The organism is Mucilaginibacter tolerans, from assembly GCF_030519375.1.
Lineage (GTDB): Bacteria > Bacteroidota > Bacteroidia > Sphingobacteriales > Sphingobacteriaceae > Mucilaginibacter.
Genome location: NZ_JAUMKB010000007.1, coordinates 28,239 through 50,343, shown reverse-complemented (window position 1 = coordinate 50,343; position 22,105 = coordinate 28,239). Strand labels below are relative to the sequence as shown.

The following is a 22,105-nucleotide window of genomic DNA, read 5'->3' as shown; positions in this document are numbered from 1 at the left end:
ACCCCGAAAGATTAGCTCTTTTTTTCTTCTGTTGTGGTATTAGTTGGGTTGCTGCTTTCGCCGTTCTGAGCGTCTTTGAATTCCTTCATACCCTTTCCTAAACCTTTCATTAGTTCAGGAATTTTTTTACCTCCAAACAGTATCAATATTGCAATGATGATCAGAATGATTTCTGGTGCGCCTAATGAGCCCATGTTTTTAATTTTTATGTTATTGTTTTATTTATTCGTGTGTTGTTTTAATTGGTTCGGTATGGGTTTCAGTACTCGCCGTTTCCGTGTGATGCACTTCAGTTACGTGATTTTCTGAAACTTTCCCATAATTCTCATTGTATGGTATGGTATTAGGTACACCCTGCGGTTCTGGCGTAGGGTTGATGGTCGCGTTTTCGTGATTGGTAGTCTCTGCTTCGGTCACAGCAAGGTGTTCTTCAGTTGTCGCTGCAGGCAATTCTGCCATAGGTTCTTCAACCGGCGGCTCTGGTTTTTTCTCTTCGTAATTATTGATCTGGTTAGTTATTTCACGCTTTACTCCTTCCGAAGCGTCCTTGAAATCCCTTATCCCCTTTCCCAAACCACGTGCAATTTGAGGTAGCTTTTCGCCCCCAAAAAGCAACAACGCCACAAAAATGATCAGAATCATTTCAGGACCGCCAATATTCAAGAACAATAAAACACAACTAGACATACATCAAAAATTAATTTACAAATATAGAGAATAATATGGGACAAATTTTAAACAATTATTATTGAGGCGTTAACCAGGCTGACGGGTTAACCGGTGTTGCACCCTTCCATACCTGGAAACTCAGCTTAGGAATACCCGTAACACTTTCAAGTGCTACTGTCCCGATATTTTGTTTAGTACTTACTTTTTGGCCCACAGATACACTCACCGTTTTCATATTTGAATAAGCGGTAAAGTATTCCCCGTGTTGTATAACAACGAAATAGGTACCCATGGTATTGTGTACCGCTCTTACATCTCCCTGAAAAACAGCCCTTACAGAAGCATCCGCGTTGGTTTTTATGTCGACTCCATTGCTTTCGCTGGTAATGCCCTCGCTCATATATTTACCGAATCCCTGCACAACAACGCCATTGGTTACTGGCCATGGAAGGCTACCTCTGTTACCCAAAAAGTCATTTGATAAACGGGCTGCTTCTGGCGTAGCATTCAATACCTCACTGGTGGTCGACTTTGATGTAATCGTTTTTGGCGCATTTGTAACATTTTTGTTAGTAGGACTTACCCCTGCAGCAGCAGCGGCAGCGGCGGCAGCTTTTGCAGCAGCTTCAGCTTTTCTGCGTTGCTCCTCAATCTCTCGTCTGATGGCTGCATTGATTTCCTGGTTGGTCTTCGCGATCTTACGCTGCAGATCTCTCTGCTGATCCTTTAGCTGCCCCTGCTGGCGCGAAAGTTCAACCACTACCTGCGTCTGGTCTTTGCGTTGTTTGCCCAGTGTTTCCTTTTCTTTAACCTGGTCGTTTAGCAGCGTATTCTTTTCTTTTTTGGTATTATCCAGTTCGTTTATTTTTATATGGAGGTCTTTTTCCGTCCCCATAATATAATTCGCTTGCCGCTCACGATACGATGCAAATTGCTGCAAGTATTTTAGACGTTTATAGGACTGATTGAAATCTTTAGATGCAAAAATAAACATCAGCTTATTGTACGAACTCTTATTCCGGTAAGCAAACAGGATCATCGCTGCATATTGTTTCCGCAACTGGTCCAATTGACTTTGCAAACTATGCACTGTATTTGTACTCTCAGATATCTGATTATCCAGCAATCTTACCTGCGAGTTGATATTGCTGATCTTTTGCTCGCGAAGATTGATCTGCGCCTTTAACAAGCTGAGCTGCTTTAAAGTGCTCCGCTTATCGTTCACCGTCTGTTCATATTCGTGGTTAAGCTTTTCCAGCTCCTCGTTATATTTATCACGGCGTCTTTTTAATTCATCACTGCTTTGGGCATGCACGCCAACTGCAATAAATACACCGATCAGAAAGAGTACTATTTTTAAAAATTTCATTAACTCAAAAATATAAAATTTACTTAGCCGGAGAATACCCCGACGGAATACTAAAAGGATATTCGAGCGGCTGATCAAAATCAGCTTTGATGTAATGCAAATTCATTTTAACCTTCTTCTTGGGCATCACCGATGACATATCGATCTGGGAAGGCAGCACCCTATTCGTCGCCGCTATAAACGCACTGTTATCTATTGTTAACGACTGACCTGCATCCTGGTCGATGAGTTCAGTATGATTAGACTTCAGATCAATACCCAAAACCAGCTTGTAGGTTAACTCCTGCAGATTACCCAACATTACGGTACGACCACTATCTGCCTGCAGTTTAGCGTCCTCATTTATTAATTGTGGAATGGCATTACCAACCAAAAGCGCCTCTAAAGAATCAAAATTTATCTGGCGACTTGTATAGGAATAGATGTATGCGAAAGGCCTTTGCAGATACAGGCCCTGTAATTTATTAATCACCCATAAGCTATCGGGGGTAATCAATGCCCTGGCAACTTCAATGCCTGCTATAGCGGTAACCGAAACCCATATTTTTTTGCCTTTTTGTATACGGATGTTCAGCGTCACATCATTACTGCTGCCATTAATATCGAGCCTGGTTTTTGCCTTACCCGAGAACGTATTATAACTCAACTGACTTGCCCGGATAGCGTCCAGTTTGCTCAGCGACTTATCAGGTACAGTTGCTACAGGTTTAGGGGCCGCTATTGTTTGTTTTTTCGGCTTGCAGCCAAACACTGCAAGCAAACTACACATACAAACAATAAGCAGCTTATTCAACGTATTTCTTCTCATTTATTTTTCTCTCTAAAATGGGGGAACCGCCGCCGTTATCTTTTGCTTTTTTCCAGTTTTGCAGGGCTGTATTTATATCACCTAATTGAAACATGATATCGCCATAGTGCTCATATTGTACCGGGCTGTTATCTTTATTATTATGTACCAAGGCCTTTTCCATCCAGGTTTTTGCTTCGGCGTATTTTTTCTGCTTAAATAATATCCAGGCATAGGTATCTTCAAAAGATGCGGTACCGGGCTGAAGCTCATTTGAATGCTTTGACATTTCGGCCGCCTTATCTAGCTGAATACCACGTATCGATAAGTAATACGCATAATTATTTAGGGTGTAGGAATTATCCGGATTATAGGTTAATGCCTTCTCATAAGACTGATCTGATTTAGTAAGATCATTTAATGAATGGTAGCAATCCCCGAGGGACGAATATGCCTGCGATAAAAGCTCTTTATCCTGGGTCTCCAGTTCGGACGCGTTTTTCACATATTCAACAGCCTTTTTAAAATCTTTTTTCTGCTGATAGGCTACTCCCACTAAGTAATTAAGCCACGCCTGGTTGGGGAAAAGCGATAGGGCATCCTGGCCATCTTTTAAGGCGCCATCGATATCATTATCGCCTAATTCCAGTCTGATCAATTGTTCGCGCACCTCGTATACCTGTCCATTCATCTGAACCGACTTTTTATAATTCTCTTTTGCTTCCTTATACTTACCGTTTTGCAAAAGCATATCGGCGTACAAAGCAAAGGCCCTCGAATCATCCGGATGGGCGACGGTCAGCAACCGGCTTAGCTCCAACGCACTGGCTTTAGCGTTCGCATCTGGGAATTTCGGAACATAGTTTAATACGATCTTCAATTTCTGATCGATATCCAGGTCAGAAACAGTAAAAGCTGCAGTAAGTTCGTTATAGCTATGTTCATTATCTTTTTTATCGCGATAAATATCTGCGAGAGCCAGATGCACCTGCCCATTATTGGGGTCGATCTTTTCAGCCGACTGTAATGTTGCTAGCGCTTTATCCTGTAAACCGTTTGAATTGTAAACTTCAGCGAGAAACAGATAGTATCTTACCTGGGTAGGATTAGCAGCAATCATAGCTTCCATATCGGCAGCGGCCTGATCTACCCTTCCTTGTTTCAGATAAATAGCCTGACGCTTAGCAACAAGGTCATCTGTGATTCCGGATATTTCTTCGATCTGCTTATATACTCCCAGGGCATCATCATATCTTTTTTGCAAAAAGTAAACGTTGGCCTTGTCATAGTAATAATCTACTTTATCTGGATCGATCCTGATCAGTTCATTGAAAACATTTTCCAGCTTATCTATCTCGTTGTTTTTTTCGTAGCAATCAGCCAGCGCAACCCAATACCATTGGTTATCGGGTTTTACAGTTACTGCCTTTTCCAGAAAATCGCGGGCGTCGGAATAGTTATTTTTTAATTTAGCCAGATTAGCCAACTCAAACAAAGTAGCATCATTCTGTGGATCCATCGAGAGTATCTGGTTAAACTCTTCGGTCGCAAGTGTAAAATTCTCAACTGTTTTTTCGCGCAGCGCTGAAAAGAAAAGTTGGCGCACCATCAGGCTGTCATCGGCTGTCATCGGTCTGCCCACAACCATTACCACACGATTCCCATTAGCCGGTTTGTTCTTTTGTGCAAAGACCAATCCCGGCAACACCATCAAACCTAAAACTATGCCCAGCCCGTATCTCATCTTATCCTACTCCCGTATGTCCGTAACCGCCGGCACCGCGTGTTGTTTCATTTAATATTTCTACTTGCTGCCATTCAACTTTTTCGTGCTTTGATACAATCATTTGCGCTATCCGGTCGCTCGAATTTATTTCAAAGGGTTCGTTTGACAGATTGATCAGCAATACCTTTATTTCACCACGATAATCAGCATCAATGGTTCCCGGAGAATTAACAATACTGATGCCATGTTTATAAGCCAAACCGCTTCGGGGCCTTATCTGTGCCTCGTACCCTTCAGGCAATTCAATATATAGCCCCGTTGGGATCAGTTTGCGCTCCATTGGATTAAGCAATACCGGGCTTTCAAGATCGGCACGCAGGTCCATGCCTGCTGAGTGTATAGTTTCATAAGCAGGTAAAGTATTTTTCGACCTGTTGATTATCCTGATGTTCATTGCTTGGTAAATATGGCTTTTAGTTCCTTCCTTTCCACAAAGTATGTGCCTGTAACGAATAAAATAAGTAGTGCGTTACCTGCAAATATATTACGTTTAAATACATGGAATGATAAATAAACGAGTATTACCGAAATAATTATATAAGCCAGATTCTTTTTCAAATTATATGGGATATTATAATTTTTTTGCCCCCATATATAGGATAATATCATCATGGTGGCGTAGGCAATTAATGATATCCATGCTGATGCCATATAACTGAATTTGGGAATGAAGACCCAGTTTAAAATTATTGTCAAAACAGCGCCAATTCCAGAAATATATAGTCCATATTTAGTTTGATCTGAGAGTTTGTACCAAACAGAAAGATTCATATAAATACCCAAGCTTAAATAGCCAAATAATAACGGAGGGACTACACTCAGGCCAGACCAATATACATTATCAACCATGTGACCATGGACATTATAACTTTGTTTTCCCACTATGATTAATGCCACAATATTTACATTAGCTATCACGGCAACACATATTATCGCAACCGTGATCACAAAATAATTCATAATACGGGCATAGGTATCTCCTGAATTTTTATTTTTCGCATGGCTAAAAAAGAAAGGCTCAGCTCCGAGACGGAAAGCTTGTACAAAAACGCTCAAAAAAATGGCTATTTTAGCACAGGTGCCATAAATGCCTACCTGCTGATCACTGATTGTTTGTGGCAGCATATGTTTTAGCATCACCTTATCTAATGACTCATTAATAATGAATGAGATATTTGCGATAAGTACAGGCCAACTATATGCAAACATTTCCCTGAACATAGAGCCATCAAATTTTAGTTTCAGCTTTAATATTTCAGGCAATAATAAAACGACCGTTAATATACTGGCCGTGGCGTTAGCTAGAAACACGTACCCTACCCAATGTGGTCGATACCAACTAAGCATCCATTCTGCCCCCATTAAATGATGTTTAATCATATAAGGAACGCCGAAGAGGAAAAACAAGTTAAATGCCATTACAAAGAATATATTAGTGCATTTTATTACTGCATACCTGACTGGACGACCATCAGCGCGTATCTTGGCAAAGGGTATTACGCAAAAAGCATCAACTACCAGAATGACTAGAAAACTTTTTACATAAAACGCATAGTCAGCATGATCTCTTGCCACACCTGCCTGCATGTAATTAATAATCTGATTTAAAAAAAGCAAACAGAATACGAGGAACACTACAGAGACTGCCACTACTGCAGCAAACGCATTGTTGTAAACCTGCTGCTTGTTTTCCTCACGCTTTTGCAGATATCTGAAATAGGTAGTCTCCATGCCAAATGCAAGTATCGCATTTACAATAGAAGCATTACCGTACATAGTCGTGAATATACCATTGCCGCCAACGGGAAGCGTTCGTGTATAAATTGGCGTAAGAATAAAATATATCATCCGGGAAATAATGGTACTCAGACCATATATAGCAGTTTGCCCGGCAAACTTTTTAGCTGTTGACAATGATAATTTTTTACAAGGCTTAAAGTAGCTTCTTTTTTACAACTTCAAAATTACGATAGTTTTTCAATTCCCCTTCATGGCTCTCCACCGAAGTTACTATCGCATCTTCCGGGCCCTCCTTGCACCAATCCAAAAACATATCCATGCTCATTTTATCCCCTTCGGCAGCTATTGCAACATCCCCATTCTCCTCATTTTTTATATACCCTTTTATACCCAGCTGGTCGGCCACCGCCTTTGTGGATGCCCTGTAGAATACACCCTGCACTTTGCCCTTTACTATTATATCGAAATGGATCATTGAGTTGATTGAGTTAGATTAAGTTCAACTGAGTTAATTAAGTTATGCTGCAAAAATATAAACAATTTAACCTAATTAACCATTCAACTAAATCAACCATTAAACCAATCTCTGCACTTTACTTTCGGCAGTGATTTTAAGCCCATCCAAGCCTGTGATGAGGTTTAAACCAGGGGTCTTACCTATTTCCAGTGTACCTTTGTCATCCTCAATACCTAAATAACGGGCTCCGTTTAAAGTACCCCATTGAATGAGCTTTGCTAAATTTATAGCCGGAAATTTTTCCTGAATCAGGCGCATTTCGTTCAGGATACAAAGTTTATTGTTTGAGGCCAGGCTATCGGTACCTAAAGTGAGGTTGAATCCCTGATCGACAAAAAGGTCGATTTTTGGCAATCTGCTTTCGATATACAGGTTGGCACCCGGACAAAAACAGAAATGCACTTTGCGGTCGAAACGTTTTATGAAGTAAATGTCTTTTAAGTTCGTGTAGGTATTATGCACAAATAAAATATCCTGTTTGTTAGTCAGCAGCGGCAGGATCGACTGCAGTGAGTTACGTGCCTGCGACTTAAAATAGCTGATATCCATACCGAAGTAATCATACAAATCCAGAAAGCCGCCTAAACGATAGCGGTAAAATTTATTTTCTTCCTCTGTTTCCTGGTTATGTACGCTGATCAGATTCGTATGGGTATCACTGTATTTTTTTATCAGCCTGAATAATTCTTTTGACACCGAATAAGGTGCATGCGGGGTAATAGAGCATGACTGATTTTTGAATTCCCCCAAAAGAGAAATAGCCTTATCAAAGGTTTCCTGGGCTTTATCAGGCATAAAACTAAAAGCCTCAACAAAAGTATGGTAGTATATGTCACTCTTTGCCTTTATTGCAACGCTGATATTACTGTTTGAAATATCACCCACGGCCACAATCCCGTTTTCATACATTTCCTTATCTGCCTTTTCAGCAGCTTTTAATACAGTAGCGGTGTCTGCTTGCCGTACAGATTGTATTTCTTTAATGAAATTAATGAGCCCTTTGCCTGGCGATAATTTGTCCTTAAGATGAGATAGCTCGAGGTGACAGTGCGTGTTGATGAAACCCGGACACAGAACCCCTTTCAGATGCTCAATCTCGCTGAGTTTTAGATTTGGCGGGGGTATGTCGGATACTGAAATGATCCGGCCGTGGTCATCTAAAGTGACAACTCCATTTTTAATCGGATCGGCATGAACTGGGAAAACGTAATCGGCTCTAAAACTTTTCATTAAAAATTAAATTAACCTATTGCTCAAAACGCTTTCCGTCTAAACATTCGTGCCCCGCTTCTCTGCTCTTATCAGATACAATAGTTAACTACTTGCTGTTCTGATTAAAAGATTACAAAAGAATGTTTATACAAAAGGCAGACTTTTTTTATTTCCGTACCTTTGCACTGTGAAAAGTAGTGGGAATAAAATTGATATCCGCAACCTGAGCCTCGAGGCTTTATACGAACATTTTACTCAAATGGGCGAAAAAAGTTTCAGGGCAAAGCAAGTTTATGAGTGGTTGTGGAAAAAATCATGCATTTCGTTTGACGAAATGAGCAATATTTCAAAAGAACTAAGGCAAAAACTGGATGAAAATTTTATAATCAATAAAGTAAAAATTAACAACTCACAGTTTAGCGCGGATAAAACTATAAAAAATTCTTTTATTTTATATGATAATCATTTAATTGAAGGAGTACTTATTCCTGCACCGGAACGAATGACTGCCTGTGTATCATCACAAGTAGGCTGTAGTTTAACCTGTAAATTTTGCGCAACAGGGTATATGGAGCGGAAACGAAATCTTAACCCAGACGAAATATATGATCAGGTTGTATTGATTGATAAGCAAGCTAAAGAAAATTATGGTCTTCCGCTAACCAATATCGTATACATGGGTATGGGCGAGCCTCTGCTCAATTATGCCAATGTAATGAAATCTGTTGAGCGCATTACTGCTGAAGATGGGCTGCATATGTCGCCCAAACGGATTACAGTATCTACGGCGGGCATTGCAAAAATGATCAAAAAGCTAGGTGATGACCAAGTGAAGTTTAACCTGGCATTATCATTACATGCTGCCAATGATGAAAAGCGCAACACCATCATGCCGATAAATGAGCAAAACTCGCTAAAGGCCTTGGCAGACGCATTGAAATATTATTTCGCCAAGACAAAAAACCCCGTTACCTACGAATATATTGTATTTAACAATTTTAATGATGAATTACAAGACGCTGCTGAATTAGCTAAATTCTGTAAGCATGTACCATGTAAGGTAAATATTATTGAATATAACCCCATCGCATTTGCCGACTATCTTAATGCAGGAGAAGATAAGATCGAAGCGTTCGCCGCTTATCTGCGTGGACAGGGTATAATAACCAATGTCCGCCGTAGCCGCGGTAAGGATATTGACGCAGCCTGCGGACAGCTGGCTATAAAAGAAAAAGCAAAAGTTTCCTGATCGCCAGATTTCTGCTAAATTGATGGCATGAAATTGCAGACCGGCTATTGGGCCGATTTTGTTTCCCTATTATTCCCTGAACTTTGCCAGGCCTGCGGCGAAAGCCTTGTTGCCGGCGAAGAGTTGTTATGCCTTGATTGCCGCTACAATCTGCCGTTTACCGATTTTCACTTAAAGCCGGATAACATGGTGGCACAGCAATTTTGGGGAAAGGTCAACCTGGAGGACGCCTACGCCATATGCTACTTTGCCAAGGGTGGCAGAATTCAGCACCTGATGCATCATTTTAAATATAAAGGCATACGAAAGATTGGTAACCCGCTGGGTAATATTGCAGCAGAGCAATTATTAAAAAGTTTGGTTTTTAAAACTGTAGATGTGATCATACCTGTCCCGTTGCATTAAAACAGGCTTAGCAAGAGAGGTTATAATCAAAGCATGTGCTTTGCGGAGGGATTGGCCGAAAAAATGGAAATTCCTGTCGACGACCACAATTTGATACGACTCAGAGCAACGGAAACGCAAACACATAAGTCGCGCTTTTCAAGGTTTGAAATTATGCAGGCGGTATTCACTCTCGCCAATCCTGAGGCTTTAAGCAATAAGCATATTTTACTGGTAGACGACGTAGTGACCACAGGCTCTACACTGGAGGCCTGCGGCACCGCATTATTGAAAGCAGAAGGCACCAAGCTGAGTACTGCTACGATAGCTTGTGCCGAGTAGTGCCATTGATTTTTGTGATTAGAACATTACGTTGATTGTCCTGCAACCAACTAATCATCGGTTAACTGATTAACTAATCTCTGATCAACTAACGTTCTGATACCTTGCCAGTTTATCGTATAAACCTTTAGGATCAAATGGTTTCAGGATGTAATCATTCATCCCTGCGCGGGTGATCTCATTCACTTCGCTGGTCAGCATAGAGGCGGTAAGCGCTATGATCGGCAATTGCTGAAAGTAGGCCTCGCTCTTCGATCTGATGATCTCCGTAGCTTCCAAACCACCCATTACAGGCATATGAATATCCATCAGCACCACGTCATAGTCAGCCTTGCCTTCAATTTTAGCAACCGCTTCCAGGCCATTCTCTGCAAAATCAACCGTCGCGCCCCATTTAGTGATCACTTTGTTGATGAGTAACCTGTTGATCTGGTTGTCGTCAACAACCAGAACGTTTAATTGTAATTCTGTTTCCACTATACTATTATTAATGTATGCACTACCTTGTACTTGTCCTTTACTAAATTTTGCCGTAAACCAAAAGCTTGACCCTTTGCCCGGCGTACTATCCACATTGATTCTTGCTCCGTGTAGCTCAACCAGCTTCTTGGTAATTGCCAAACCTAAACCGGTTCCGCCATATTTACGTGTTGTATCTGCTTCGGCTTGCTTAAACGATTCGAAAATAGTATCAATTTTGTCGGCTGCGATACCTATTCCGGTATCATTAACGGCAAACCTTATTGTTACATTGTTCTGGGTCTGTTCAATTACCTTAAGGTCGATGGTGATGCCACCTTCTTCGGTAAATTTAACAGAATTCCCTGCAAGATTCAATAGTATCTGACATATTCTTGTCCTGTCGCCTATTACCGTAGGGGGCACGGCTTCATCCACATTACCTTTCAGATAAATATTTTTGTCGTTTGTCCTAAACTGCATTGATTTGGTGATGCCCTCTATCAGTTCACGCAGGTTAACCTCCGCCGACTCAAGTTCAATATTGCCAGTTTCGATCTTGGTAAAGTCAAGCACATCGTTGATCAGGTTCATCAGGTTCTCTGCTGAGAATTTCAAAATGCTCAGGTTTTCTTCCTGGGCCTCCAGGTGATTTTCCTCATGCAATAAGCGTGACATACCAATTACGGCATTCAGTGGTGTGCGTATCTCATGGCTCAGCACCGATATAAACATATCTTTTGCCTTGCTTAGTTGCTGTGCCTCTTCCTTCGCATCTACCAACTGAAACTCGGCTTGTTTTTTGTCTGTTATATCGATAATAACCTCGATGTATTTTTCGACCTCATTCTTATCATTCAATATAACAGAGTTGATCACCGATATCCACAACGGTTTACCATCCTTACGATAAACCTGCAGATCGACCTCAAATGATTGCTTCAGCTTTGAAAGCTCACGCGCCTGTTCAATTACCGCTACATCTGTCAGCTCACCCTTCAATACATCGCCCAGGTGTTTATTCTGCACGTCCTCTAATCCATATCCGGTTATATTTTCAAAAGCGCTGCTCACCCACTCAACCATACCATTTTTGTTGTTGATGACCACCCCGCTGGTAGTGCTGCTTGCCACCAATGATAACATGGTAAGGCGTTCTTCGGCCAGTTTACGCTCGGTTATATCAACCACCACGCCTACATGGTGATCAATCTGTCCCGTTTCATTAAAGAAAGGGCTATTATTGATATATACCCATGTCGGTATACCGCCTTTTCGATAGACCTTCATTTCGACAGTATAGGGCTTATTTTGCTTAAGGGATTTTGATGCTTTTTCAAACATCTCGAGGTCGGTCTCCGGACCAACCAGGATGTCTCCGAACTTCCGGCCTTTCATTTCTTCCAGCGAGTAACCGAAAATAATTTCCAGCGCTTCGTTCATCCAAATCACATTACCCTCTGCATCGCGTATCAGCATACCCGTCGACGATTTTGACGCAGCAAATGAGAGCAGTTCCAAATCCTGCTCAGCTTTCTTCTTTGCTGTAATGTCTGATATAATTCTGATCTGTTTGACAACCCCGCCCTGCTCATCCTTCAATACCGATTTCATGACAGATATCCACATCGGGCGGCCATTTTTATGCTTTATTGCAAAATCGACTTCGTAAGGCTGACTTTGAAGTAACAGGAGATCCATCTGTTCATTTGTTACCTTCTTGCTCGGCTTACCTTTTAATACTTCACCTAAAAATTTCGATTCAACATCTTCCAGCGAATAGCCAGTCAGGTTTTCAAACCCCTCATTTATCCAAACCACCTCATCTTTGGCATTGCTGATCACTACCCCGTTATCCACCTTGCTTGCCACCAGCGATAGCTGCTCCAGTTGTGAAGCAATCTCTTTTTGTTCGGTAATATCGCGGCCGCTGGTATACCATTTATCATGACTGTAGGATACAGACCAGCTCATGCACCTGATCTTTCCGTTCTTCGTAACAACAAGAGTTTCTATTTCAAAAAACCGCTTTTGGCTCTTAATACCTTTGCGCAATACTTCGAGCGAAGCACTCTTGCTTTCCTGTAAAAAGAAATTCCATATAGGCTTTCCTACCAGTTCTTCTGGTTGATAGCCCAGAGTCTTATAAGCAGCATTGTTAATTAACTGGATATTGAAGTCTCGATCAGTGATACAATGTACCTCACCGGAGTTATTGAATAGATTGTAGAATTCCCCGTGTTTAATCAGGCTTTCTTCGGCCAGGTGTTTTTCCCTCCGCAAAATCAATTGTGACATCACTTCCGAGGCCAGTATGCGCAAAGCATCCCGCTGATCATCAGTTAACTCACGTGGGACCTGATCGACAACACAAAGCGAGCCGAGCCGGTAACCATTAGGATCAATCAATGGCGCTCCTGCATAGAAACGGATATGCGGTTCGTTTTTTACATAAGCGTTGTCCCTGAAAACATCTGACTTCAGGGTATCCTTTATTTCAAGGATATCATTACTCAGGATAGTGTGATTGCAAAACGCATCCGAGCGTAGTGTTTCTTCATCGTCTATTCCGACCTTAGATTTGAACCATTGTCTGTCCAGATCGATAAAGGTAATCAGGGATATAGGAACCTTGCAGATATAGGACGCAAGGCGTGTAATGGCATCATACTCCTTCTCTGGCAACGTGTCCAGAATGTTGTAAGACTCAAGTGCGTTTAACCGCTGATATTCAGTATCAGAAATAAATTTTTCTTGTAATGCCATTCGTAATCAGATCCCTAATCACGGTATAATGGAAAATCTTCCATTAGCCGATGGACCTTTTTACGTATTTTTTTCAAAGAAGGTTCATTATCCGGGTCAATAATTACGGCGTCGATAAGCTCAACTATGTGTTCCATCTGCTTCTCTTTGAGGCCTCGTGTGGTGATGGCAGCAGTGCCTACACGGATGCCAGAGGTAACAAATGGCGACTTATCATCGAACGGAACCATATTTTTATTTACGGTAATATCAGCAGCTACAAGGGCATTTTCTGCCGCTTTACCGGTGATATTTTTATTTCGCAGGTCGATCAGGATCAGGTGGTTGTCAGTGCCGCCGGAGATGATCTCGTAACCCTTAGAAACTAATGCACGGGCCATGGCGCCGGCATTCTTTTTTACCTGTACAACATACTTCATGTACTCTTCGCTCAACGCTTCTTCAAAAGCCACAGCTTTGGCAGCGATGATATGCTCCAGCGGGCCACCCTGTGTGCCTGGGAACACAGCCATATCCAATATAGCCGACATCATTTTGATTTCGCCTTTTGGTGTTTTTAAGCCCCAAGGGTTCGGGAAATCCTTACCCATCATGATCATACCACCACGCGGGCCCCGCAGGGTTTTATGCGTTGTAGTGCTCACGATGTGGCAATGCGGAAGCGGATCGGTCAATAAACCTCTTGCAATCAGGCCGGCAGGGTGCGCAATATCAGCAAGTACTAAGGCGCCAACTTCGTCAGCCACCTTGCGGATAAACTCATAATCCCAATCGCGTGAATAAGCAGATGCGCCGCAAATGATCAATTTTGGTTTCTCTGCAAGCGCTACTTTTTTAAGTTGATCATAGTCGATACGACCGGTTTCCTTTTTCACTCCATAAAAATGAGGCTGATATAATTTACCTGAAAAGTTTACCGGTGAACCGTGTGTTAAGTGCCCTCCATGAGAAAGATCAAAACCTAATATTTTATCGCCGGGCTGCAGGCAAGCCAGCAAAACAGCAGCATTAGCCTGTGCACCTGAATGTGGCTGAACATTCGCCCATTCCGCATTGAACAGCTTTTTAGCTCTTTCGATAGCGATGGTTTCTATCTCATCAACTACCTGGCAACCGCCGTAATAGCGTTTGCCGGGTAAGCCTTCGGCATATTTGTTAGTAGCTACAGAACCTGCGGCTTCCATTACCTGGCGGCTTACAAAGTTTTCTGATGCGATAAGTTCTATTCCCTCTTCCTGGCGTTGCTGTTCTTCATCCAACAGCTTAAATATCAATTTGTCTCTTTTCATGTTCTGCTTAAAAACGGCGCTAAGTTAGTAAAATTTAGATTTGAGAGGCGAGATTTGAGATAGGAGATTTTGCCATAGCTTTTATACGAGATTTGTGGGGTATATTTGGCGTGTTTTGTCTCACGTCTCAAATCTCATATCTACCTAACAGATATCCAAAAATTATTGTATCCTAAACCGATCTGGATGTTGATCAGTTCCTGCTGCAGCATTTCCAGCACTGCAAGGAAATTATATACGAAGTGCACCTTATTTTCTGAGTGGCCGGCAAGGGCTTTAAAGTCCATCTTACTGTTGATCATTAACAGCTCATTTATGGCTTTTTTCTGCTTCTCGATGGTATATGGGTACTGAACTACGGTATGTTTTACCTCTTCTGTACGGCTAGCAAAGCGTTTTGTCACTCTGTCGTATACCGTCATCAATTTATATAAAGTCAATTCTGATAATTCTTCTCCGGGTACAGCGGTTTTCTCAACCTGCTGTAAGTCGAAGGTGATATTGCCGCGTTTTTCCTGTTTCAGGCGTTCTTCCTCCATTGGGCGCAGCTCTTCACAGATCAGCTTGAATCTTTTGTATTCGATCAGCTTGCGCACCAACTCTGCTTTCGGGTCGAGTTCGCCATCTTCTTCAGCAGCGTAACGCGGAAGCAGCATTTTTGCCTTGATGCGCATCAGAGTAGCAGCGACATAAATAAATTCGCTGGCCAGTTCCATGTTCAGACTGTTCATCTGGTGGATATAGTTCAGGAAATCATCAGTAATCTTCGCAATCGGAATATCATGAATATCCAGCTCATCTCTTTCAATGAAAAAGAGGAGCAGGTCAAACGGACCTTCAAATTGCGCTAACTTTATTTCGAAACTGTTATCAGTCATAAAAAGGCCCTGGCGTAAACTATCTATGCTGCAAAGGTGTTAAAAGTTACAGACGTAATTGTCCAATAATTATCAACTTATTCTACTTTGCTAACATTTTAGGGGTCGAATTAGTATGTTTTCATGAATTTTAAAATTAAATGCCTTACTTTGTAAGTTTAATTTTCTATAAGGATGTCAATGCAGGTTACGCCCGGTGATTTACTACAAAAAATCAACTATCCATCTGATTTAAAACAACTTACTGAAGATCAACTTGAACAGGTTTGCCAGGAACTACGTCAGTATATCATTGATGTGGTATCTGTAAATGGTGGTCATTTTGGAGCAAGCTTGGGTGTGGTGGAGCTGACCGTCGCTTTGCATTACATTTTAAATACCCCATACGATCAATTGGTATGGGATGTGGGCCATCAGGCTTACGGGCACAAAATACTAACCGGTCGACGGGATAATTTTCATACCAACCGTGTTTATAAAGGCATCAGCGGTTTCCCGAAACGTTCAGAAAGCGAATATGATACTTTTGGCGTGGGCCACTCCTCTACTTCCGTTTCGGCAGCATTGGGTATGGCGGTTGCGTCAAGATATAAAGGTGAAACCGACCGCCAGCATGTCGCGGTGATTGGCGATGGTGCGATGACTGCCGGCATGGCATTTGAAGCATTGAACCACGCGGGTATCGAGAACTCGAATATCCTGGTGATCCTGAACGATAACAACATGTCGATAGACCCGAATGTGGGTGCGCTGAAACAATACCTGACCGACATTACTACATCGAAACCCTATAACCGTTTCAGGGACGATATAGCAACTGTTCTGACGAAAATATCGTCCATGGGACCGGATGCTTTTAAGTTCGCCAAAAAGATCGAAAAGAGCATTAAGGGGACACTATTGAAGAAAAGCAACTTTTTTGAGGCATTGCAGTTTCGCTATTTTGGACCGATTGATGGGCATGATGTTAAACACCTGGCAAAAGTGCTTCGCGATCTGCGCGATATACCAGGACCCAAATTGCTGCATTGCGTTACGGTAAAAGGCAAAGGCTATGCTTTGGCCGAAAAAGACCAGACCAAATGGCACGCCCCTGGCTTATTCGATAAAATAACCGGGGAGATTAAGAAATCGAAGTCTGACAAGCCACAACCGCCAAAATACCAGGACGTATTCGGTCATACGATCATCGAGCTTGCAGAGCAGAACCCCAAGATAATGGGGATCACTCCCGCTATGCCATCAGGTTGCTCATTAAACCTGATGATGAAGGCCATGCCCGACCGTGCATTTGACGTCGGTATCGCCGAGCAGCATGCGGTTACTTTCTCAGCTGGTTTAGCTACTCAGGGATTGATTCCTTTCTGCAATATTTACTCCAGTTTTATGCAAAGGGCATATGACCAGGTGATACATGATGTAGCTATCCAAAAATTGAATGTCGTATTTTGCCTCGATCGGGCCGGTATTGCTGGCGCAGACGGGCCGACTCATCACGGCGCTTACGATTTGGCTTATATGCGGTGCATACCGAACATGATCGTTTCAGCACCGATGAATGAGGAGGAGCTGCGAAACCTGATGTATACCGCACAACAGGATGATATGGGACCTTTCGTTATTCGTTACCCTCGCGGTACTGGTGTTATGCCCGATTGGCAACGACCTCTAAAAGCTATTCCGGTAGGCAAGGGCCGCAAGGTAACAGATGGCGAAGATGTAGCCATTTTGTCAATTGGGGCTATAGGTAATGAAGTGATAAGAGCTTCTGCCGAATTAAATAGTGAAGGATTTTATCCGGCACATTATGATATCCGCTTTGTAAAACCGCTGGACGAAAATTTGCTGCACGAAGTGTTCCAAAAATTCAGCAAGGTGATTACAGTTGAGGATGGTTGTATTGAAGGCGGTATGGGAAGCGCCATACTGGAGTTCATGGCCGATAATAACTATTCGGCTGAAATAGTTCGCTTAGGTATCCCTGACGAATTCATAGAACACGGGGAACAACCTGAGCTTTGGGCTGAATGCGGCTATGATGCAAATGCCATCATGGAACAGGTGAAGAAAATGGGGATCAAAAGGAACCAGCATACGATAGCTTCCTGATGTGAAAATGTACAGGTGCAGAAATGTGCAGATGATTTTGATTACTTAATTTGCATATTCACCCATTTGCACATCTAATCAATGCGTCCTGTAGCTTGCCAGGTCGTTATAAATCTGCCTGAACGAGCTTCTTAAACCGATCGTAAGCATAGTTGCTCTATCCTTAAATTGAGTATTTTGTTCCTGCCTGAATATTCCGCCTAACTCAATTCTCAGATTATATTTCGGATTTAGTAAATAAGTCACTTTGCCTTGCAGATAATACATATTGGTGGTTAACCCCTGGCCTGTGTAATTCCCAAAAAATTTGGCGGGTGATGTATATACCTGGAAGATATCTTTACCAAAATTCATCCCGACGGTATCCAATCCATAATGTCCATAATCAAACTCGGCTGAGAAATCAAAACGTTTGTACGAATAGTTCAGTAAGCCGACAATTTCTCTAAAATTTGCACCCCAGAGATGCGCCAGTGGCTCACTGTTTTCAGAATAGTTTTCAATGGATGATCTGGCCGAATAAGTATAAGGCTTGGCGTTATTGCTTTCGAGCAGGTAGTTCAGGTTCTTAACGCCAAACAGATTCGCGCCCCTTATGCCTAGTTGCCAACCGTATTTATTGACTGAAGCACCATCGCTCGAGAAAAAGTCTTTCGATACAAACTCATTTAAAGCAAACTGACCATATGCGGTAATGCCATCTGTTAGTTTGTATTTTGCTGTCAATCCCAATAAGGATTTATCCGGATCATCACTTGCATTATTGACCGGTTTCAGGAAGATGATCGGGTTGATGTAGTTGAAATCAAAAGGCCGTTTTGCGCCGTTATCATCTGTAAAAAAGCCCATCACATTCTCGAATAAACCAACCGAAAGCCTGTTATTCACATTCCAGTCCAGGTAATGGAATACCCCGAATTTATGTCTGTCTGCGCCATATGCCGAGGTAAATGCCGGATCGTTCATATCCGCCCACATTACCATATAACGCACATTGCCTAAGGTGCCCGTCAGCTTCAGAAACGGATAGGGCGAAGCATAATCAGATAAAAGCATCGACCTATAGCCATCGCCAATAAATGTCTTATCCCTGCCTGCCGATATATTCAGGTATTTTATGGGTGTATAGGAAACTACTGCTGTGATATACGACCAGGAATAACCATTATCGCTGTAAGTTTTTGCATAAGCCTGTCCGGGAACGATACCTACTTGTCGAATATAAGTTGACAAATAATCAGGTACAATGGCATTATTCAGGTAACCAGCTACATAATATTGGAAATTATCGCTGATAGTTCCTCCCAACTGCAACCCTACTGCACGGGTATAAGTATTCAGCTTACCCGACAAATCCCTACCCACGCCTACATCAGGTAACAGATCACCGTAAAATGTTGAGTTAGAACTCTTGTAATCGATCAGGTGCTCGTTGAAAATTTTCTTGTATAGCCAGGCGTGTTGCTTACCGTCAAGGCCATAAGTCATTAAGGAATCATAATGCGATCTCAATGCAGAATCAATAATCAGCGGTTTGATAGAAGTATGTTCACGGCTTTTTGTTGAATACAAGTCTGAGTTCAACTTTTGATAAAAGTCGTATGAATAAGGCTGGTATTGAGATTGAGCGAGTGCCGAATCAACAACAAACATGCTCAGCACTGCAACAAAGACAATTTTATATATATGGTAAATAGGTTTCATGATGCCGGGGTTAATAAATTAAAAATCATGATATAAGTCTCTGAAAGTGCTTCGTAGTCCGAAAATAAACATCGCCGTTTTGGAGTCCGACACGCTGCTGGTTGATTGCCTTACCAAGCCACCTATTTCCAGTCGCAGATTATATTTCGGATTCAAAACATACGCCACAGTCCCTTCGGCGTATTTGAGAGTGTTTGTGATGGTCTGCCCGGTTGAGTTAATATACGGAGATGAATTTATGCCGGTACCACCTGTTAATTGCACAGTACTGGCTGCATATTTAGCATAGTTAAGCTGCCCCTGCAAATCAAATTTTCCTATGGAATAATTAATAATGCCAACTGCTTCCTTAAAGTCTGAGCCCAGTGGGTCTGCTAAAGACTCGCTAAACTGAGTATAATTCACGATAGGATATTGACTTGCATAAGTGCCCGGTTTTGAAGAATTATATTCAAACAGGTAGTTCAGTTTGCTAACCTTAAGCAGGTCAGATCCTCGGAAGCCTACCTGCCAGGCATATTTACTGTTACCTCCCACGGACGAATCCTGGTCGTACAAAAACTGACCGTAAATGGTCGTTTTATTCAACACTTTATATTTACCGTTGAAACCGAATAGCGTGTGGTCGGGCGCTGGTTTTGAAGAACCAAGCGATGACACAAAAAACGCCGGGTTAATATAGTTGGCGTCAAAACCATGGTACTGACCTGCATCATTAGCCTCTTCGGCAATCAATGCATTAAAAAAACCAATCGATGCCCGGTTAGTGATGTTCCAGTCGATATAATGGAATGCGCCCCATTTGCGGCGGTTATTCGAGAAAGAGTTAAACTGTGTGGCATATTGATCTTGCATGTAGGCCCACATTGCCATGTATTGCACATGCTTACCCAAGTCGGCCTTGAAGCGAAGTAGCGGGTATGCAGCTGCATAATCAGACAATAAAACTGAGCGGTAGCCATCACCGATAAATGTTTTGTCCTCGCCCAGTTCAATCGATATGGACCTGGTCGGCGCATAGCCTATTAATGCTGTTACCTGCGACCAGTCTTTAGTGTTCTTTCCATAGCTTTTGTCGAACGCCTGACCGGGAATCACCCCAACAGAATTAATGTAATCTGTTTCGTAATTGGCAAACTTCCCCTGATTTTCATAACCGCTTGTGTAAAAGAAGAACTTCGAGCCAATAGTACCGCCTAATTGATATCCACGGGTATTCATCCACACCGTTTTAGGCTCATTAAATTCACGTCCTATTTGCAGATCGGGCAGGTAGTCGAGAAAAAAAGTATATTCCGTGTCGTTAACTTCTATTAAATGCTGACGGAACAGTTTGCGATACAACCAGCTTTTACCTGAATTATCTGCTTTGAGCATTAACAAGGAATCGTATAATGACCTCATGGCACTTGAGTCACCAATTAAATAAGGCTTAAGCGAAGTATGCAGGTTATTGGCTGGTGAATAAACCGAATTATTCAGTTTTTGATAAAATTGATAAGAGTAAGGCTGGTACATCAGTTGCGCTTTAGCTGCGCAGACAAATAACAACAGCACGATACAGGTACAAAGTTTCTTCATAGGGGTGTATAGCTATTTAAGCATAACCATGTTTATTCAAAATAGTTCAGGGTTTTAAAGCCTCCCTTTTTCAGGTAGTCGTCTTTCTTAACCAGGTGCAAGTCTGATTGCACCATATCTTCCACCAACGCTTTCAGATCGTATCTAGGTATCCAGCCCAGCTTTTCTTTTGCTTTGGTAGCATCGCCTATCAACAGATCAACCTCCGTCGGTCTGAAATATTTTGGATCGATTTTCACCACCGTTTGGCCGAACTTTAAAGCATCTGGATTTAAGCCCAGCTCTTCCACTCGCTCTTGATCAATATCTATCACGACGCCTTTTTCGTGTTCATCTTTTCCACTGAATTCTATCTCGACACCGAGTTCAGCAAAAGCCATGCGGATAAAGTCGCGCACCGTGGTGGTAACGCCCGTTGCGATCACAAAATCCTCGGCCTTATCTTGTTGAAGCATCAGCCACATCGCTTCTATATAATCTTTGGCATGTCCCCAGTCGCGCTTTGCTGACAGATTACCCATGTATAAACAATTTTGCAAACCCAACACAATCTTGGCTGCTGCACGGGTAATTTTCCGGGTCACGAAAGTTTCGCCGCGGATTGGGCTTTCATGATTAAATAAAATGCCATTGCATGCATACATATTATAAGCTTCCCGATAGTTGACGATGATCCAATAGCCATACAGCTTAGCCACAGCATAAGGAGAACGTGGATAAAAAGGCGTAGTCTCGCTTTGCGGAACAGCCTGCACTAAACCATATAACTCGGATGTAGATGCCTGGTAAATGCGGGTTTTTGCAGTCAGACCCAATAACCGCACTGCTTCCAGTATCCGCAGGGTACCAACGCCATCAGCATTTGCGGTGTATTCAGGTGTATCAAAGCTCACTTTCACATGGCTTTGGGCGGCAAGATTGTATATCTCATCAGGCTGAACTTCCTGCACCAAACGGATCAGGTTGGTAGAATCCGTCAGGTCTCCATAATGTAGTTTGAACTTTACATTGGGTTCGTGCGGGTCGTGATATAAGTGATCGATGCGATCAGTATTGAATAACGACGACCTCCTTTTTACACCATGCACCATATAACCTTTTTTCAGAAGGAATTCGGCCAAATAAGCCCCGTCCTGCCCGGTAATGCCGGTAATTAATGCTGTCTTCATCTGCTCAGGTATCGATTATCTTACAATATTATCCAATTTAATTGTAAATGTGTATATCCTGAATTATTTAAAGGGGTAACTTGGCGTGTCCTATT

Annotated in this window: 19 protein-coding genes; 4 read left to right on the top strand and 15 right to left on the bottom strand. The window is 42.2% G+C overall.

The window, feature by feature from the left end:
• Positions 1 to 11: 11 nt before the first annotated feature.
• From tatA to Q3A68_RS11480, 9 genes are all read right to left on the bottom strand, one after another.
• Positions 12 to 194, bottom strand: a complete 183-nt coding sequence (gene tatA / locus Q3A68_RS11520; RefSeq protein WP_302901236.1) for a twin-arginine translocase TatA/TatE family subunit — start codon at positions 192 to 194, stop codon at positions 12 to 14.
• Between the two features lie 28 nt (positions 195 to 222).
• Positions 223 to 687 carry a Sec-independent protein translocase subunit TatA/TatB gene (locus tag Q3A68_RS11515; RefSeq protein WP_302901235.1) on the bottom strand — a complete coding sequence of 155 codons (465 nt, stop codon included), beginning with the start codon at positions 685 to 687 and terminating at the stop codon, positions 223 to 225.
• Positions 688 to 745: 58 nt separating this feature from the next.
• Positions 746 to 2,038 (bottom strand): murein hydrolase activator EnvC family protein, encoded by a 1,293-nt coding sequence (locus Q3A68_RS11510; protein WP_302901234.1) that lies wholly within the window; start codon positions 2,036 to 2,038, stop codon positions 746 to 748.
• 19 nt (positions 2,039 to 2,057) lie between these two features.
• The gene (lolB1, locus tag Q3A68_RS11505; protein WP_302901233.1) at positions 2,058 to 2,846 is read right to left on the bottom strand and encodes a lipoprotein insertase outer membrane protein LolB1; all 789 of its coding nucleotides are present in this window, start codon (positions 2,844 to 2,846) and stop codon (positions 2,058 to 2,060) included.
• Complete coding sequence (locus tag Q3A68_RS11500; protein ID WP_302901232.1) at positions 2,824 to 4,569, bottom strand: tetratricopeptide repeat protein; 1,746 nt, start codon at positions 4,567 to 4,569, stop codon at positions 2,824 to 2,826. Before Q3A68_RS11500 ends, lolB1 begins: the two co-directional genes overlap by 23 nt.
• A gap of 1 nt (position 4,570) precedes the next feature.
• A complete protein-coding gene (gene dut / locus Q3A68_RS11495; protein WP_302901231.1) occupies positions 4,571 to 5,005 on the bottom strand; it encodes a dUTP diphosphatase in 435 nt (144 codons plus the stop codon).
• On the bottom strand, positions 5,002 to 6,525 hold the full coding sequence (locus Q3A68_RS11490; RefSeq protein WP_302901230.1) for an oligosaccharide flippase family protein: 1,524 nt from the start codon (positions 6,523 to 6,525) through the stop codon (positions 5,002 to 5,004). The genes dut and Q3A68_RS11490 overlap by 4 nt, the downstream gene beginning before the upstream one ends.
• Positions 6,526 to 6,544: 19 nt before the next feature.
• Entirely contained in the window at positions 6,545 to 6,826 is a 282-nt protein-coding gene (locus tag Q3A68_RS11485) for an acylphosphatase (protein ID WP_302901229.1), read from the bottom strand.
• Between the two features lie 99 nt (positions 6,827 to 6,925).
• Positions 6,926 to 8,098, bottom strand: coding sequence for an amidohydrolase family protein (locus Q3A68_RS11480; RefSeq protein WP_302901228.1), 1,173 nt, complete (start codon positions 8,096 to 8,098; stop codon positions 6,926 to 6,928).
• 169 nt (positions 8,099 to 8,267) lie between these two features.
• Between Q3A68_RS11480 and rlmN the strand changes: the two genes are divergently transcribed.
• From rlmN to Q3A68_RS11465, 3 genes are read left to right on the top strand one after another with little or no spacing between them, the layout of a single operon-like run.
• Positions 8,268 to 9,329, top strand: coding sequence for a dual-specificity RNA methyltransferase RlmN (gene rlmN, locus Q3A68_RS11475; protein WP_302901227.1), 1,062 nt, complete (start codon positions 8,268 to 8,270; stop codon positions 9,327 to 9,329).
• Between the two features lie 27 nt (positions 9,330 to 9,356).
• Complete coding sequence (locus Q3A68_RS11470) at positions 9,357 to 9,734, top strand: ComF family protein (protein ID WP_302901226.1); 378 nt, start codon at positions 9,357 to 9,359, stop codon at positions 9,732 to 9,734.
• A gap of 33 nt (positions 9,735 to 9,767) precedes the next feature.
• Complete coding sequence (locus tag Q3A68_RS11465; RefSeq protein ID WP_302901225.1) at positions 9,768 to 10,055, top strand: ComF family protein; 288 nt, start codon at positions 9,768 to 9,770, stop codon at positions 10,053 to 10,055.
• Positions 10,056 to 10,139: 84 nt separating this feature from the next.
• Here the strand turns inward: Q3A68_RS11465 and Q3A68_RS11460 are convergent, their stop codons facing one another.
• The 3 genes from Q3A68_RS11460 to Q3A68_RS11450 form a co-directional block, all read right to left on the bottom strand.
• Positions 10,140 to 13,280: a PAS domain S-box protein gene (locus Q3A68_RS11460; protein WP_302901224.1), complete on the bottom strand. Its 3,141-nt coding sequence runs from the start codon at positions 13,278 to 13,280 to the stop codon at positions 10,140 to 10,142.
• Positions 13,281 to 13,294: 14 nt separating this feature from the next.
• The gene (gene glyA / locus Q3A68_RS11455) at positions 13,295 to 14,569 is read right to left on the bottom strand and encodes a serine hydroxymethyltransferase (RefSeq protein WP_302901223.1); all 1,275 of its coding nucleotides are present in this window, start codon (positions 14,567 to 14,569) and stop codon (positions 13,295 to 13,297) included.
• Between the two features lie 140 nt (positions 14,570 to 14,709).
• Positions 14,710 to 15,447 (bottom strand): segregation and condensation protein A, encoded by a 738-nt coding sequence (locus Q3A68_RS11450; RefSeq protein WP_302901222.1) that lies wholly within the window; start codon positions 15,445 to 15,447, stop codon positions 14,710 to 14,712.
• 180 nt (positions 15,448 to 15,627) lie between these two features.
• Here Q3A68_RS11450 and dxs point away from each other — a divergent pair, with 180 nt between their 5' ends.
• On the top strand, positions 15,628 to 17,556 hold the full coding sequence (dxs, locus tag Q3A68_RS11445; protein WP_302901407.1) for a 1-deoxy-D-xylulose-5-phosphate synthase: 1,929 nt from the start codon (positions 15,628 to 15,630) through the stop codon (positions 17,554 to 17,556).
• Between the two features lie 78 nt (positions 17,557 to 17,634).
• Here dxs and Q3A68_RS11440 read toward each other — a convergent pair whose 3' ends face one another.
• The 3 genes from Q3A68_RS11440 to gmd are packed head-to-tail and all read right to left on the bottom strand — an operon-like array spanning position 17,635 to position 22,010.
• The gene (locus Q3A68_RS11440; protein ID WP_302901221.1) at positions 17,635 to 19,260 is read right to left on the bottom strand and encodes a gliding motility protein RemB; all 1,626 of its coding nucleotides are present in this window, start codon (positions 19,258 to 19,260) and stop codon (positions 17,635 to 17,637) included.
• An 18-nt stretch (positions 19,261 to 19,278) separates the two neighbouring features.
• Complete coding sequence (locus Q3A68_RS11435; RefSeq protein WP_302901220.1) at positions 19,279 to 20,841, bottom strand: capsule assembly Wzi family protein; 1,563 nt, start codon at positions 20,839 to 20,841, stop codon at positions 19,279 to 19,281.
• 32 nt (positions 20,842 to 20,873) lie between these two features.
• Entirely contained in the window at positions 20,874 to 22,010 is a 1,137-nt protein-coding gene (gmd, locus tag Q3A68_RS11430; RefSeq protein WP_302901219.1) for a GDP-mannose 4,6-dehydratase, read from the bottom strand.
• Positions 22,011 to 22,105 lie beyond the last annotated feature (95 nt).